Origin of the sequence: Streptomyces sp. NPDC046866 (assembly GCF_040704625.1) — a bacterium.
Lineage (GTDB): Bacteria > Actinomycetota > Actinomycetes > Streptomycetales > Streptomycetaceae > Streptomyces.
Map to the genome: position 1 here is coordinate 40,584 of NZ_JBEYXN010000025.1, position 15,074 is coordinate 55,657.

Consider the following 15,074-nt stretch of genomic DNA (forward strand, 5'->3'; position numbering starts at 1 on the left):
CCGGGGCGGCGTGGCGGGTTGTGCCCCGCAAGCTCACTTCGGTGCCGTCCGGGGCTCGCCCGGGCGGAGGCCCGAGAGCCAGGCGCGCAGGGCGTCCTTGCGCAGGGTGCCGTCCTCCGCCCGGGGGAGGGAGCCCACCAGCTCCAGGCGGGTCGGCAGCGCGGCGGGGGCCAGCCCCGCACCGGCCAGCCACTCCCGTAGCTCCACCAGGCCCGGCGACTCCGCCTCGACGGCCGGTACGACCACCGCGCAGGGCAGTTCGCCGTGTTCGGGGTCCCCGTACTCCACGACGGCCGCCTCCCGTACGCCGGGATGCGCGGCCAGCGCCTCCTCCAGTTCGGCCACGGGTACGAGGAACGCGGCACCGGTGCGGTGTCCGGCGCGGCCGGTGACGCGGGCACGGGCGGCATCGCCGCGGTCGCCGGTGGCGAGCCAGCCCCCGTCCTGCTGCCAGGGCAGGACGGCCCGGTCGGCGCCGAACGGCCACACGGCGTGGGCCACGGCCGGCCCGCGCACCCACAGCTCACCCCCGTCGCGGGAGTCCAGCTCCAGGCCGGGCAGCGGGGCGCCTTCGGTGGGGTCGCCCACCCCGCCCAGGGTGCCGAGGGCTACCTCGGGCGCGCCCCACAGGGAGCGCACGGGCGCGCCGAGCGCCTCGGGCAGGGCGGCGAGCAGCTCCGGCGGGGTGGGGGTGCGGCCGCCGGAGAGGAGCAGGCGCAGGGCGGGCGGGGCGGCCGGTTCGGGGGTGGCGCGGGTGCCGTGGGCCGTCAGGACTTCGGCCCACTGGGCCGGGGAGGCGTACGCCTGGTTCACCCCCGCCTCGGCGAGCAGGTCGAGGTACCGGTTCGGGTCCCAGACGTCCTGCAGGACGGCGGTGCCGCCGAGCGCGAGCGGCCAGCAGAGGGAGTGGGCCAGGGAGGCGAGCGAGGTGAACGGCAGGGCGGAGAAGAACACCTCGCCAGGCCGGGGTACCGGACCGGGCAGGGTACGGGCCGCGGCCAGCGGGGCGTAGAGGGTGTCGGGGGAGTGGAGCACGGCGCGGAACCGCTCGCCCAGGGCCATGACCGTGATGAGGAGGGCGGGGTCACCGGGCCGGGCGCCGGGCAGGCCGGGCGGGCAGGCGTGCGGGCCGCGCTCGTGGGGGGTGCGGGTGAAGTAGGCGTCGAAGTCGAGGGTGCCCGGGGCGGGGGCGTGGCCGGAGGCCCGGCCGGGGCCGCCGGGGGTGGTGCGCAGGACCGCCCTGCGGCGGAGCCAGGGCAGGCGCGGGGCCAGGCCGTCCAGGACCTCGGCGTGGGCGTGGCCCTCCCACACGTCCGGGACCACGCACAGGCGGGCCTGGGTGGCGGCCAGGATCCGCTCCAGCCCCCCGGCCCGTACGACGGGCAGCACGGGCACCGCCACCGCCCCGATGCGCCAGACGGCCAGGGTGAGCGCGGCCGCCTCCCACCAGCTGGGCAGCTGGTAGGCGACCGGGTCCCCGGCACGCAGGCCGAGCGAGCGCAGCGCGGCGGCGTACCGGTCCACGTACGTGGCCAGTTGGGCGTAGCTCAGGCGGCGCAGCCGCAGGTCGGCCGGGTGGTGCGCGCGGTCGGCGATCAGGGCGGTGCGGGTGCCGTCGGCAGCGGCGGTGCGGTACAGGTCGTCGAGGAAGGTCCCGGTGCGCCACCAGCCCGCCGATCGCCACGCCTCGGCGACGGCGGGCGGCGGACCCGCCGAGTCCGCCGTACCCCAGAGGCCGGCGGGCGGCGGACCGTCGGTGGCGGCCGGTCCGGTCGTCATGACCATCGGCCCACCGCCCAGGCCACCTGGACGCGGGACGCGCAGCCCAGGCGGCGCATGATCTGGCGGACGTGGTTGACGACCGTCCACTCCGAGATCTTCAGGCGCTCGGCGATCTGGCGGTTCGTCAGGCCCTCGGCGACCAGCATGGCCACCTGGACCTGGCGGCCCGTCAGCGGCTGGGCCACCGGAACCGCGGGGCCGGGGGCCGCTGCGCGGGTCGGGAGGGGCTGGGCCAGGGCCTCGTCCACCGCGCCGGCCGGGTCCAGGCGCAGGCCCTCCGCCCAGGCCACCGCCGCGGCGGCCGGGTGCATCCGCGCCCGCAGGCCGGTCAGGGCCTCGGCGACGCGGGCGCGGTGCGCCGGCTCCGCGGCCGAGCCGAGCCGTCCGCGCAGCGACTCGGCCGCGGCGAGCAGGCGCAGGGCGAGGGGCTGAGCGGTGGGGGCCGTGCGCAGCAGCGTCAGGGTGTACGCCTCCAGTACGGCCGGCAGGCGGGTGCGTTCGCCGAGCTCTGCGTAGAGGGAGAGGGCTTCGCGCAGGGACTTGAGGGCGGTCAGGTCGTCGCCGTCGGCGCCCGGTTGCGTCGCTTCTGTTGGTGCCGGTGCCGGTGCCGGTGCCGGTGCCTGTGCCTGTGCCTGTGCCTGTGCCTGGGCTTCTGTCGCTTCCGTGGCGCCCGTTGCTTCTGCTGCTTCTGCCGTTTCCGTCAGGGCCTCCGCCAAGCCCCGGGTGGCCCGGATGCGACGGTGGGAGTCCAAGGCCTGTTCGCGCAGTTCGGCGGCCTTGCGGGTGCGGCCGGTGCGGCGCAGGGCGCGGGCCAGGGCGGTCGCGGCCTCGGCGGCCGGGGCCGTGGCGCCCAGCGACTCCAGCGCCGTGAGCGCGGGCCGCAGCGCCGCCTCCGCGGCCTCCGCGTCGGGCAGGGCCAGCAGGGCCGTGCCCAGCCGGGCCGTCACCAGCGCACTCTGGCGGCGGTCGCCGAGCCGCTTGCACAGGGCCAGGGCGCGCCGGTGGCGCCGTACCGCGAGGTCCGCATCGCCCAGGGCGAGGGTGAAGGAGGCCGAGAGGTCGATCAGCCGGGCCTGTACGGACTCGGCGGGCGCGGGCCGGCCGGGCTGCTCGGCGAGCAGGCGCTCACAGCGGCGCACCCCCTCGGCGAGGTGGCCGTGGACCAGCCAGGGCGTGCGCAGGGCGAGGAGCATCGAGGCGGCCGCCTCCCGGTCGCCTCGGGCCTCCAAGCGGTCCAGGGCGGTGAGGGTGTTGGCGTGCTCGGCGGCCAGGATGCGCAGCCAGCGGCCCTCCTCCGGTCCGGCGAGGCGGGGTTCGGCGGCCAGGACGAGCTGGTGGTAGGCGTCGGCGTGGCGGTCCTGGGCCTCCTCCAGGCGGCCGTCGCGGGCGAGTTCTCCGCGCAGGTGGGAGCGGACCGGTTCGGGGACGGTGAGGTGCGGCTCGGGGGTGTCGGAGCCAGCCGTGACCAGGTGGGCGTCGAGGAGGCCGTCGAGCAAGGCGTCAAGGGAGTCAAGGGAGTCGAGGGAGTTGAGGGAGTCGAGGTGCGGCTCCTCGGTACGGGAGCCCCGCGGGGCGCGTGCGCGCAGGGCGCGGTCGGCCGTGGCCATGCCGAAGCCGGGGGCGAACACGGAGAGGCGTTCCAGTGTGCGCCGGGCCTCGGGCGGCGCGTCGGCCACCTGGGAGGCGGCCAGGGCCGCCAGCGAGCGGTGCCGGGCGGGGGCGTCGGCCGGCCCGCCCGCGAGGCCGGTCAACGCGGCGCCGCCCTGGGAGAGGCGGGCCAGCAGCACCTGCGGGGTGAACAGGCGCAGCCGGTCGGCGGCCAGGACCAGCGCGAGCGGCAGCCCCTCCAGCAGGGTGCACAGGCCGGCCACGGCCGCGGCGTTCTCCTCGGTCAGCGCGAAGCCGGCGCGGGCCTGGGCGGCCCGGGCCACGAGCAGGGCGACGGAGGCGAACCGTTCGAGCTCCGGGGGGTGGGGGGCCTGCGGGTACGGGGGCGGCGGAGGCACCGCCAAGGGGCCCAGGGCGAGGAGCTGTTCGGTCGCCGTGCGGAGGGGGTGGCGGGAGGTGAGGAGGACGGCCGGGGGGCTCAGGGCGGGGGTGGGGGTGGGGGTGGGGGTGGGGGAGAGGGTTTGGGTGAGGGCGCGGGCGAGTTCGGGGCCCGTGGCCCGGCAGTCGTCCAGGACGAGCAGGCCGCCCGGGCCGTGGGCGGTGGCGGCCTGGTGGACCAGGGCGGCCGCCTGCGCGGATGAGGCCGCCTCGGAGAGGTCCGCGTACGTGACCGTGCCGAAGCGTTCGGTCAGGTCGGGCAGGAGGGAGGCGGCCAGGGCGCTCTTGCCGATGCCGCCGGGGCCGGTCACGGTGAGCAGGCGGCCGGCGGCCAGGCGTGCGGTCAGGGCCCGGGCGTCGGCTTCTCGGCCGATCAGGGTGGGGGCGGGAGGGAGGGGGCTCGGGGTCGTGGCGGGGGTGGGCGGTGGTGTTGTCGCCGTCGCCGTCGCCGTCGCCGTCGCCGTCGCCGGGTGGAAGGTGTGCGCCGTCATCGGGCCCCCTGTGCTCTCGGTTCCGGCCCGTGCCGTGGGTACGTCGCGGGGCGCGCCCGCGGGATGCGGCCGGGCACGGGCCCCGCCACCGTCGCCGGTGGTGCTGAAGGGGCGGTAAAGCCGGGCCGTAGCCGTGCCTTGGCGGGGGCCGGGCGGGGTCGATGTCCGGGCCGGGGGCCCGGGCCCTGCGGGGCTCGTCCCCTACCCGCCCTTTCACCGTTTCCCGGGCTCCGCCCGGACCCTCCCCCAGCTACCGCTGGGGGCCCCAGCGCTCAAGCGCCGCGCGGGCTGGGTTTGCTCCGCCCGGACCCTCCCCCAGCTACCGCTGGGGCCCCAGCGCTCAAACGCCGCGCGGGCTGGGTTTGCTCCGCCCGGACCCTCTCCCAGCTACCGCTGGGGGACCCCCAGCGCTCAAGCGCCGCGCGGGCTGGGTTTGCTGCGCCCGGACCCTCTCCCAGCTACCGCTGGGGGCCACAGCGCTCAAGCGCCGGGCGGGCTGGGTTGGCTGCGCCCGGTGGGGTTGCGTTGCCGGGACTGTTTCGGGGGGTTGTTACAGGGTCGCGCGGGGGCGGTGGGGTTGGGGGATGCGGAGGCGCCAGACGCCCGGGCGGACCTCGCGGTGGGGGCCGCCGCCCTCGGCCGCGGCGCGGCCCGCCCGGCGGGCGTAGGCCTCCAGGCGTTGCTCGCCCAGCGTCCGGGCCACCTGGCGGGCCTGCTCGAAGCAGCGGGCGGAGGTCTCGGCGTCGCCCTCGTCCAAGGCCAGGAGGGCGGTGGCGCGCAGTGCGTCGAAGCGGGCCCGGCCGGGGCCGGGGCACTGGGCCAGGGCCTGGTCCAGGAGTTCGCGGGCCCGGGCGTGGGAGCCCTCGTCCAGGTGCAGGTCGGCCAGGGAGGCCAGGGCCCGGCCGTGCTCCTCGTACGCGCCGCAGTGGTGGGCGGTCAGCAGCGCCTGCTCGTAGTGCGTGCGGGCCGTGGCCGAACGGCCCTGCTGCCAGGCGAGGTCGCCGAGGGAGCGGAGCATCCGGGCCTCGGCGGGGCGGTCGCCGCTGCGGCGGGCCGCGTCCAGGGCCAGGGTGTGGGTACGGGCCCACTCCGGCCAGGCCGCGCCCGCTTCCACCGGCGCGGTCAGGGCATCGGCGAGCCGTACGACGCTGGGCCACAGGCCGGCCGCGTACGCCTCGGCAACCGCCCCGACGAGCGCGGCGGTTCCGGGCTCCGCGGCCCGCCACGGGCCCAGGCCCGCCCAGGCGGGGGCGGGGTACGGTGCGGGGGCCGGCTCCGCCGGCCCGGCGGCGGTCGCCCAGCCGGGAAGGTCGTGGGCGGCGGGTGCCGGCCCGGCGGCGAGGACGGCTCGGGGCAGCGTGTCGCTCGCCCTCGTGAGGTGCTCGGGTCCGGTCCGGGGCGCGGGCTCGGGCGCGGTTTCGGCCGGTGAGGGGAGGGTCTCGGTCGGCGCGACGGCCAGGAGGGCCGGGTCGGCCGTGAGGATGCGGTGGTGGAGGTGCTGGAGGGGCGGGCCCGGTTCGATGGCCAGGTCCGTGACCAGGGTGCGGCGCAGCCGGGCGTAGGCCTCCAGGGCCTCGGCCTGGCGGCCGCAGCGGTACAGGGCCAGCATCAGCTGTCCGTGGAGTTCCTCGCGCAGCGGCTGTTCCGCGGCCAGTTCGCCGAGCTCCCCGACCAGTTCGTGGTGGCGGCCCAGCGCCAGTTCCGCCCGCAGCCGGGCGTCCAGGGCCGCCGCCCGGGTCTCGGCCAGCCGGACCGCGGCCGCCTCCAGCAGGGGACCGTGCGGGGTGTCGGCGGCCAGGGGGCCGCGCCACAGGCCCAGGGCCCGGCGGTGGAGTCCGGCGGCGCGGGCGTGGTCGCCGGCGGCCTCGGCGGCGCGCCCGCGGGCATGCAGCCGCTCGAACTCGGTCACGTCCAGGCGGCCCTGTCCCAGCTGCAGGGTGTAGCCGGGCGGCCGGGTGAGCAGGGTGCCCGGGCCGTGGTCGGGGTCGGCCGCCCGCAGCACCTTGCGCAGCTGGGACACGTACACCTGGAGGGTGGTGGTCGCGGTGCGCGGCGGGTCCGTCGGCCACAGCTCGTCGATCAGCGTGCCCGCGGAGACCACCTCGCCGGCGCGCATCAGCAGTGCCGCCAGTACCACCCGTAGCTTCGCCGCCCGCGGGGCATGGCTCACCCCGGGGGCCTCGCCGGTGAGTTCCACCGGACCGAGGAGCCCGAATTCCATCAGAGAGGCCGTTCCCTAGTCCCTAGGAGTCCTGGTCCTGGACCACGCGGGCGCGGGCGTCCGCGACCGGGCGGCCGTTCTGCGTCACCGTCAGCGCCGCCTCTCTCTCGCGCCGGTGAGCCCCCGGGCCGGACACCACCGTGCAGCGCAGCGGCAGGTCGTCCGCCGCGTAGCCGGTCAGGCGCACGTCGAAGGAGCCCAGGACCGCCCGGTCCACGTCCACGGCGCCGCTGCGTGCGGCGGCCAGCAGGGCGCTCTGGCGCATGCCTTCGAGGAGGAGCAGGGCGGAGAGGCCGCCCACTTCCGGCTTCCCTTCGCCTTCCCTTTCGGCTGCGGCGCTCCGGCCTCCGTTTCGGGCTGCGGGTCGGCCCCCGCCGTGGGCCTTGGTGTCGAGCCGGTTCGGGCCGGCGAACAGCGGGCGGTCGGGCTGCGGCACGATCCAGGTGGACAGCCGGTCCGGTGCGGCGGGCGCGCTGAGGTCCTCGCGCACCACCACGTTGGCCTCGCTGCGCCGGCCCACCTCGGCGGCTGGCACCGGCCACGCGCTCTCCCCGTACGGGGCCCCCTCGGCGGGGGCGGCCCGCAGGGCGCGCCGGCTCTGGTCGATGTGGCTGCGGTGCAGCGCCGGGGTCAGGAAGACCAGGCCCGCGGTGCCGGTCGCGCACAGCACGTCGTCGATGGCGGCCTCGAGGCGGAACTCCAGCCCGCGGGGGACCCCCGCCAGGCTGTGCGTCGGGCGGACCGCCAGGCGGGTCAGGAGGCGTGCGCGGTGGCGGGAGGGGCCCGGACCCGCGGCCGGGACCGTGCGCCAGGGGGCGGTGCCGGTGAGGTCGAGGGCGAAGCGGTGGAAGAGGCCGGGCCGGTCCTGGGGCACGCCGAAGTACTGGTGGCCGACGAACTCGCCGACCTCGCGGAGCGTCTCGGTCAGCAGCTGGGGGTCGTGGAGGAGGCCCGGGCCGTCGTTGAACAGCGGGTGCGCGGTCGGAAGGTCCCCGGCCAGGACGAAGTGCTCTTCGCTGCTGCCGGGTGCCTCCAGCAGGTACCGGTCCCATGACGGCGGGCAGTGGATGAGGTGGCGTACGGCCGTGCCGTGGCCCAGTTCTGTCGTCTCGGCGGTGCCCGTTCCGGGCGGGGCGGCCGGTCCGCTCTGGAGGGCGGTGGTCGTGGACTCGACCGTCATGGTGTTCTCCTCGGGCCGGCGACGTCGTGCGGCGGCAGGCGGTCCCCCGGCGCCGCGGCCGGGTACGCCCGGGCCGCCGGTCACCAGCCCCCGGGCCCGGGCCTCTTGCAGGTCCAAGCGTGCAAAGCCGTGTCCGCTTCTTGCCAGCGCAGACCGGTGACAGGAAGCTGCACGGCAGATAGTTACGGGTTGCGCCCGGGGGCCGGACCTGCGATGTCGGCGCTGGTCGGAGGGCGAAGGGGAGGGTGTCGGGGGCATGGGTTGCCGGGGCGGGCGCCGGCCGGGTGCCGGCCGGGTGCCGGCCGGGTGCGGATAGGGGTTGAGGCAGGGGGACTGCGGTGGGCCGGTGCTGCCTACGCTCGGGCCGCATGGTCCGGGACGTCCCCATCCGTTCCGGTCCACGGGGCTTTTGTCCTGCTCTTCTTCCGTCTACTGCTCAGGGAGCGCCATGGCCGACGTCAGCAGCCGCATCGCGAGCCGGCGGGCCCGGACGGACCTGCTCGACCCCGTGCTGGGGGTGTTCAACCGGCGCTACGAGGACGAGGCCGCCGAGGCCGCGGCCCGGCTGGACGCCGCCGCGGCGGCCGGTGAGGACACCGGCCCGCTGCACGGGCTCGCGGTCGCCGTCAAGGACCTGATAGCCACCCGCGAAGCCCCCGTCACCGGGCACTCCCGCGTCAACGACCCGGCCTGGTACGCCGGAGCCGACGCCCCCCTCGTCGCACGGCTGCGCCGGGCCGGGGCGGTCGTCGTCGGCTCCACCACCCTGGCGGAGCACGCCCTCGGGCGGCCCGACCCGGAGCTCGGCCTGGTGGTGCCGCGCAACCCGTGGGACCCCGACCGCTATCCCGGCGGCTCCAGCAGCGGCAGCGCGGCGGGGCTGCCGGACGGGCTCTTCGACGTGGGCCTGGGAACGGACACCGGCGGCAGCATCCGCATCCCGGCCGCCCTGTGCGGGGTGACCGGGATCAAGCCGACGCCCGGGCTGGTGCCGGTGGACGGCGTTCTGCCGCTGGCCCGGAGTCTGGACACCGTCGGGACGCTGTCGCGGAGCGTGCGGGAAGGGGCCGAGACGCTGGCCGTGCTGGCCGGGCGGGAGCCGGGTGGTCTGACGTGGCAGGATCCGGCGGGGCCGGTGCGCATCGGTGTGCCCGAGCGGGCCCTTGCCGAATCCGGACAGCTCTCGGAGGGCTGCGGTACCGCCTTCGACGGCGCCCTGGAGGAGCTGCGGGGGCTGGGAGCCGAACTGGTGCCCGTGGAGCTGCCCGAGCTGTATCCGCTGTTCGCCGCGCAGGTCATCACCCTGCTCGCCGAGGCGTACGAGGTGCACCAGGCGGCCCTCGCGGGGCGCTGGGCGCAGTACGGGCGGCCGTTCCGCCGGACCGTCGTGCTGGGCGGGTTGATCAGCGCCTCCACGTACGTGAGGGCGCAGCGGGTGCGGGCCTGGGCGGCGGCCGGCATGCGGCGGAGGTTCGCCGGGCTCGCCGCCGTGGCCACGCCTGCCTGGCCCGGAGTCGCGCCGCGGTACGACGACGTCGAGGGGCTGGGGGCGATCTCCTGGCTGCCGGGGCTGTGGAGCGGGGTGGGATTCCCCGCCATTGCGTTGCCGATGGGCTTTGAGGGCGGGTTGCCGGTGTCGCTGCAGTTGGCGGGGTTGCCGGGGAGTGACTTCGCGTTGGCCGGGCTCGCCGATGCGTATCAGCGGCGTAGTGGGTGGCATGTGCGGCGGCCGCGCCGGGGTCCGGCCCCCGCTCTGGATCTGGAGCCCGCTGCGGCCCTGGCTCCGGCTCCGGCCGGGGGGTGGGCTGTGCCTGGGGTGGCTGCCGGGGTGGAGGGGGCTGCTGATGGGGAGGCGGGGCGGAGGCTTCTGGCGGGGCTGCGGGAGTTGGGAGTTGAGGTGGGGGGTGCGGAGCTGGATGCGTTGTGTGGGCAGTGGGCGCTGACGTCCATGCTCTTCGGGTTTCTGCCGGATCCCTTGCCGGGGGGTTGAGACGGTGGGGTGGGGTGGGGTGGGGTGGGGGCGGGGGACTTGGTCCCGCGCCGGTTCGTTCCCCCACCCCGCCCCTTCCCGAAACCGGGGCCTGCGGCCCCCGGGCCCCGCTGCGGGGCTGCGCCCCTGCACCCCTTTCGGGGGCTCCGCCCCCGGACCCCCGCGCCTCAAACGCCGGCGGGGCTGGAAGGGCAAACGCCGGCGCGGCTGGAACGGCAAACGCCGGTGGGCCGGAACGGCAGGCGCTGGGCGGGCCGGAACGGAAAGCGTTGCGCGGGCGGGCGTGTGCCGCGTGCTGGATTTCTATCAATCGACCGAGCCTGAGGAGGCTTCCATGTCCTCTCGTCCCGCCACCGACAGTGTCTGGCTGCGTCGTTATGGCGACGCTCATGCCGGGGCTCCGCGGCTGGTTTGTTTTCCGCATGCCGGGGGATCTGCCAGCTTCTACTTCCCCGTGGCGCAGGCCCTGGCCCCCGGCGTCGACGTGCTCGCCGTGCAGTATCCGGGGCGCCAGGACCGGCGCGGGGAGCCGCTGATCGACAGCATTGCCGTGCTCGCCGACCGGATCTTCACCGAGCTCGCCGCCCTGGTCTCCGCCGAACCGGACGTGCCGCTGTACCTCTTCGGCCACAGCATGGGCGCCACCGTCGCCTTCGAGGTGACCCGTCGGCTTCAGGACGCTGCGCTGCCCGGGCCGGTGCTGCTGTTCGCCTCCGCGCGGCGTGCCCCCTCCCGGACACGGGCCGACCGGGTCCACACCCGGGACGACGACGGGCTCATCCAGGAGCTGCGCCGACTCAGCGGCACCGATGCCCGGGTCCTGGGCAACGAGGAGATCATGCGGATGGCGATCCCCTCCATCCGCAACGACTACCGGGCCGTGGAGACCTACCGGGCGGAGCCCGGCACCCGGATCGACACCCCGGTCTGCGTCCTCGTCGGCGACAGCGACCCCACCACCACCCTGGCCGAGGCCCGCGCCTGGGAGGAGCACACCAGCGCCGGCATCGAGCTGCGGGTCTTCCCCGGAGGCGGCCACTTCTATCTGGCGGATCGGCCCCAGGAAGTGCTCGACGTCCTGCGGGAGCGGGTGTCGGCGGGGGTCGCCGGGGTGCGCTGACGCCGCCCCGCAACGCATCCGGTCGGCTGTTAGGGGTCGGGCCGGGAACGGTAGGGGTCCGCAGATCAGGACCGGGACCCTAGCGTGAAGTGAAGTTCCTGACGTCGCAAGGATTGGGAATCACGGTGAGCCCGAGAGCGTGGAGAGCGCTGAGTCATGGCGCGGACGACGCGGTCACGCTGGTGGTCGATTTCACCGGCAGCGGCCGCGAGCAGGCGCAGTTCGCCGACCTGGCCCCGCTCCTGGACCCGCCGCTGACCGTGTGGGCCAGCCTTCCGCCGCTGCCGGGCGACGGGGTCGCCCGCACCGGCGGGGCCTACCTCGACTGGTGGCTGGCAGGGCTGCGGGAGACGGGCACCCGCGTCGCGGCCGTGGCCGGCTACTGCGCCGGTTCGGTCTTCGCCGCAGCCCTCGCCGACCGGATCGGCGCGTGGCAGGAGCAGCCGCAGCTGATCCTGCTCGATCCCGAACTCCCCTCCTGCGAAGGGATGTTCAAGAACTTCCACGGAGTGGGCGGCACGCTCGCCGCCGTGCTCGACGAGCGGGAACTGGCCGCCTTCCATGCGGTGGGGAACCGGCTCGAGGAGCAGGGCGGCCCGGAGGGGACGGGCGGGGTCGGTGCCACCGGCCTGGTCCTCGAGCAGGCCTTCACCGAGGCCGTCGCCACCACCGCCGAGCGCCTCGACCTCGACGACGACATCCGCGACGAGCTGTCGGGCGCCTTCAGCGCCCTCGTCGGCTACCTGACGGCTGCCGACGACCTCGCCGACCCCGCCGCCTGGGCCGGGGCGGCCGCGGTGACCACCGCGGCACCGCGCCACCCGGTCGGCCGCGAGCTGCGCATCGACGTCCCCCACGACGACCTGCTGCGCGCTCCGGCCGCGGCCCGCGCCCTGGGCGCCCTGATCGCGTCCGACCGCCGACAGCCCGCGGGCAGGTGAAACCCTTCATGAGCATGGTCACTTCCGGTACCCCCGTCCGGGTCGACGCCGTCGTTGCCGGGCCCGAGGTTCTCGTGCCCGAGCTGCTCGGTGTGCAGGCGCGTCTGACGCCCGGGGCCACCGCCCTCGTGCACGGCGGCGCCGTCCTCACGTACGCGGAGCTCCACGAGCGTGCCGACCGGCTCGCCCGGTACCTCATCGCGCGGGGCGTCGGCCCCGAGGACCTCGTCGCCGTCGGGCTGCGGCGCTCCGCGGAGCTCGTCGTCGCCTTCCTCGCCGTCCTCAAGGCCGGCGCGGCGTACCTGCCGGTCGACCTCGACAACCCGCGCGACCGTCTCGCGCACATGCTGGAGGACTCCCGTCCGGCCCTCCTCGTCACGAGCGGCGGTGGCGCCGGTCTCGGTGCCGCGGCTCCGGTCGTGCTGCTCGACGATCCGGACACCGTCCGGGCGCTGGAGGCGCTGCCCGCGCACCCCGTCACCGACGGCGAGCGCCGTACGCCGCTGGATGCGGACCACCCCGCGTACGTCATCTACACCTCCGGCTCCACCGGCCGCCCCAAGGGCGTCGTGGTCACCCACCGGGCCCTGGCCGCCTACCTCGGTGACGCCCGCGCCCTGTACCCGAGTGCCGCCGGCAGCGCCCTGCTGCACTCCTCCGTCGCCTTCGACATGACCGTCACCACCCTGTACGCGCCCCTGCTGCACGGCGGCGCTGTCCGCATCGCCGCCCTGGAGGAGCCCGGCGGGCAGCAGGCCAGTCTGCTGAAGGTCACCCCCTCGCACATGGCGCTGCTCGACACCCTCCCCGACGGCGCGGCGCCCACCGGGCAGCTCGTCGTCGGCGGCGAGCAGCTGCTCTCCGAGGTCGTCGACACCTTCCGCCGCCGCAACCCGGGCGTCACCGTCATCAACGAGTACGGGCCCACCGAGGCCGCCGTCGGCTGCTGCGTGCACGTCCTGGCCCCCGAGGACCCCCTCACCCCCGGTACGGCCGTGCCCATCGGCCGCCCCACCAGCACCACCCGCCTGCACGTCCTCGACGACCTGCTGCGACCGGTCGCCCCCGGCACCCCCGGCGAGCTGTACATCGCCGGGACCCAGCTGGCCCGCGGCTACCTCGGCCGCCCGGCCCTCACCGCCGAACGGTTCGTCGCCGACCCGTACGGCCCGCCCGGCAGCCGCATGTACCGCACCGGCGATCTGGTGCGCGAAGGGGACGACGGGGTCCTGGAGTACCTCGGCCGCCTCGACGGGCAGATCAAGATCCGCGGCTACCGCGTGGAGCTCGGCGAGATCGAAACGGCCCTGCTGCGCCACCCCGACGTGGGCCGCGCCGCCGTCACCGTGCACCGCGAACCGTCCGGGGAGGTGCACCTGGTCGCGTACGCGGTGCCCGCCGCCGGGATCGACGTACTCGACGAGCGCCTGCTGCGGGCGCACCTCGCCCGGACCCTGCCCGACTACATGGTGCCGACGGCGTTCCTCACCCTGGACGCGCTGCCGCTGAACGCCAACGGCAAGCTCGACACCGCCGCGCTGCCCAGGCCGAAGTTCACCGCCCGCACCGCGTACCGGGCCCCCGAGACCCCCGAACAGGAGCTGCTGTGCTCCCTGTTCGCCCAGTTCACCCAGGCCCCGAAGGTCGGAGTCGACGACGACTTCTTCGCCCTCGGCGGTACCAGCCTCGGCGCCGCACAGGTCGTCGGCCGGGCCCGCAGGCACGGACTGCGCCTGAGCCTTCAGGACGTGCTCGAGCACCGCACCGTACTGCGGCTGACCACCAACGACTCCCGCCCACCGCACCACCCCACTCACTGAGGAGATGGAACAAGGATGCAGCTCCTGCAGCTCGCCGGCATGGGATGGATCTCCCGCTCCCTGGGCGTCGCCGCCCGACTCGGCATCGCAGACCACCTCGCCGACGGCCCCAAGACGGCCGAGGAGATCGCCGAACTCACCGACGCCCACCCCGACGGCGTGCTCTACCTGATGCGCGTCCTCGGCATAGTGGGGGTCTTCCACGAGAACGAGGACGGCACGTTCGGCCACACCGAGCTCTCGCAGCAACTGCGCGACGACCACCCGCGCTCCATGCGCTACTGGTGCGTGCTGGGCGGCGAGATGTACTACGACGTGTGGCGCGACCTGCTCACCACCGTCAAGACCGGCGCCCCCTCCTCCCGCTCCGAGTACGGCAGCTCCATCTACGCGTACATGGACCGCGACCCGGAGGCCGGCGAGGTCTACGACCGGGCCATGGCCGACATCACCCGCCCGGCCGCCGCCGAACTCGCCCGCGACTTCGACTTCTCCGACATCAGCCACGTCATCGACGTCGGCGGCGGCACCGGCCACCTGCTCAAGGGCATCCTGGCCGCCCACCCCGACATCACCGGCACCGTCGCCGAGCGCGGCGACGTCGCCGCCCGCGGCGCCCGCATCCTCGCCGAGTCCGGCGACGCGGACCTGCAGGGCCGGCTGTCCTTCACCGAGGCCGACTTCTTCACCGAGGTCCCCAGCGGCGCGGACGCGTACTTCCTCAAGAACGTCCTGCACAACTGGAGCCCCGAGAGCAGCAGCAAGATCCTGGAGAGCGTCCAGCGCGCCATGGTCCGCACGATCGAGGAGTCCGAGGGCGTCGCCGCCGAGCCGGTCCTCTTCGTCATCGAGCCGCTGCTGGGCCACGACAACGCCTCCGCCATCCGCTCCCTGTTCCAGATGGTCGTCTGCGAGGAGGGCACCCGCATCCGCGGCGAGGACGACATGCGGGCCCAGGCCGCCAAGGCCGGCCTGGAGGTCCGATCCATCAAGAACCTCTCCACGGAGCACAGCGTCATCGAGTGCGTCCTGGCCCGCGACTGAGGCGGCCGCCGCCGCAAGAAAGGAAAACCACCATGTTGTGGGACAGCCGTTTCGAACCCATCGTCAGGCCGCACCTGACCTTCCTGCCCGACGACGCCGAATTCGCCGCGGACCTCGACCTGCGTGATTTCGGGCTCGACTCCCTCGGCATCGTCGACCTGCTCATCGAGCTGGAGAACACCTACCAGGTCACGTTCACCGACGACGCCCTGGCCATGGAGACGTTCGCGACCCCGGGCTCCCTGTGGGCCACGCTCACCGGGCTGTTCGCGGCCGCGGCCTGACCTCTCCCGAGCTTCCGAGCTTCCGAGCTCCGCCGTGCGAAGGGCGCGGCAGCCCCTGTGCTGCCGCGCCCTTCGGCATGTGGTCACACCGGTCCGATAGGGGTCGTCAGGGGTGGTTCGGCCCCGTGGCGCGAAATAGCCTCGTCAGAGCGATC

10 protein-coding genes are annotated in these 15,074 nt (G+C 75.7%); 6 read left to right on the forward strand and 4 right to left on the reverse strand.

Annotation, left to right across the window (positions count from 1 at the left end; translation table 11 throughout):
* Nucleotides 1–33: 33 nt before the first annotated feature.
* The 4 genes from AB0953_RS28810 to AB0953_RS28825 form a co-directional block, all read right to left on the reverse strand.
* Nucleotides 34–1,779, reverse strand: a complete 1,746-nt coding sequence (locus AB0953_RS28810) for an AMP-binding protein (RefSeq protein ID WP_366862500.1) — start codon at nt 1,777–1,779, stop codon at nt 34–36.
* On the reverse strand, nt 1,776–4,319 hold the full coding sequence (locus AB0953_RS28815; RefSeq protein ID WP_366862501.1) for a LuxR C-terminal-related transcriptional regulator: 2,544 nt from the start codon (nt 4,317–4,319) through the stop codon (nt 1,776–1,778). Before AB0953_RS28815 ends, AB0953_RS28810 begins: the two co-directional genes overlap by 4 nt.
* Nucleotides 4,320–4,869: 550 nt before the next feature.
* Nucleotides 4,870–6,540, reverse strand: coding sequence for a BTAD domain-containing putative transcriptional regulator (locus AB0953_RS28820; RefSeq protein WP_366862502.1), 1,671 nt, complete (start codon nt 6,538–6,540; stop codon nt 4,870–4,872).
* Between the two features lie 22 nt (nt 6,541–6,562).
* Nucleotides 6,563–7,720: an AfsA-related hotdog domain-containing protein gene (locus AB0953_RS28825; protein ID WP_366862503.1), complete on the reverse strand. Its 1,158-nt coding sequence runs from the start codon at nt 7,718–7,720 to the stop codon at nt 6,563–6,565.
* A gap of 448 nt (nt 7,721–8,168) precedes the next feature.
* Here AB0953_RS28825 and AB0953_RS28830 point away from each other — a divergent pair, with 448 nt between their 5' ends.
* The 6 genes from AB0953_RS28830 (at nt 8,169) to AB0953_RS28855 (ending at nt 14,919) form a co-directional block, all read left to right on the forward strand.
* A complete protein-coding gene (locus tag AB0953_RS28830; protein WP_366862504.1) occupies nt 8,169–9,710 on the forward strand; it encodes an amidase in 1,542 nt (513 codons plus the stop codon).
* A 334-nt stretch (nt 9,711–10,044) separates the two neighbouring features.
* On the forward strand, nt 10,045–10,830 hold the full coding sequence (locus AB0953_RS28835; RefSeq protein WP_366862505.1) for an alpha/beta fold hydrolase: 786 nt from the start codon (nt 10,045–10,047) through the stop codon (nt 10,828–10,830).
* Between the two features lie 125 nt (nt 10,831–10,955).
* Nucleotides 10,956–11,771 carry a hypothetical protein gene (locus AB0953_RS28840; protein ID WP_366862506.1) on the forward strand — a complete coding sequence of 272 codons (816 nt, stop codon included), beginning with the start codon at nt 10,956–10,958 and terminating at the stop codon, nt 11,769–11,771.
* An 8-nt stretch (nt 11,772–11,779) separates the two neighbouring features.
* A complete protein-coding gene (locus AB0953_RS28845; RefSeq protein WP_366862507.1) occupies nt 11,780–13,591 on the forward strand; it encodes a non-ribosomal peptide synthetase in 1,812 nt (603 codons plus the stop codon).
* A gap of 15 nt (nt 13,592–13,606) precedes the next feature.
* Nucleotides 13,607–14,635: a methyltransferase gene (locus AB0953_RS28850; RefSeq protein WP_366862508.1), complete on the forward strand. Its 1,029-nt coding sequence runs from the start codon at nt 13,607–13,609 to the stop codon at nt 14,633–14,635.
* A gap of 32 nt (nt 14,636–14,667) precedes the next feature.
* Nucleotides 14,668–14,919, forward strand: a complete 252-nt coding sequence (locus AB0953_RS28855) for an acyl carrier protein (RefSeq protein WP_366862509.1) — start codon at nt 14,668–14,670, stop codon at nt 14,917–14,919.
* Nucleotides 14,920–15,074: the final 155 nt, after the last annotated feature.

Excerpts from the sequence above, each read along its gene's own strand:
- AB0953_RS28810 (WP_366862500.1), bottom strand. The coding sequence starts at position 1,779 with ATGACGACCGGACCGGCCGCCACCGACGGTCCGCCGCCCGCCGGCCTC.
- AB0953_RS28815 (WP_366862501.1), bottom strand. The coding sequence starts at position 4,319 with ATGACGGCGCACACCTTCCACCCGGCGACGGCGACGGCGACGGCGACG.
- AB0953_RS28820 (WP_366862502.1), bottom strand. The coding sequence starts at position 6,540 with ATGGAATTCGGGCTCCTCGGTCCGGTGGAACTCACCGGCGAGGCCCCC.
- AB0953_RS28825 (WP_366862503.1), bottom strand. The coding sequence starts at position 7,720 with ATGACGGTCGAGTCCACGACCACCGCCCTCCAGAGCGGACCGGCCGCC.
- AB0953_RS28830 (WP_366862504.1), top strand. The coding sequence starts at position 8,169 with ATGGCCGACGTCAGCAGCCGCATCGCGAGCCGGCGGGCCCGGACGGAC.
- AB0953_RS28835 (WP_366862505.1), top strand. The coding sequence starts at position 10,045 with ATGTCCTCTCGTCCCGCCACCGACAGTGTCTGGCTGCGTCGTTATGGC.
- AB0953_RS28845 (WP_366862507.1), top strand. The coding sequence starts at position 11,780 with ATGAGCATGGTCACTTCCGGTACCCCCGTCCGGGTCGACGCCGTCGTT.
- AB0953_RS28850 (WP_366862508.1), top strand. The coding sequence starts at position 13,607 with ATGCAGCTCCTGCAGCTCGCCGGCATGGGATGGATCTCCCGCTCCCTG.
- AB0953_RS28855 (WP_366862509.1), top strand. The coding sequence starts at position 14,668 with ATGTTGTGGGACAGCCGTTTCGAACCCATCGTCAGGCCGCACCTGACC.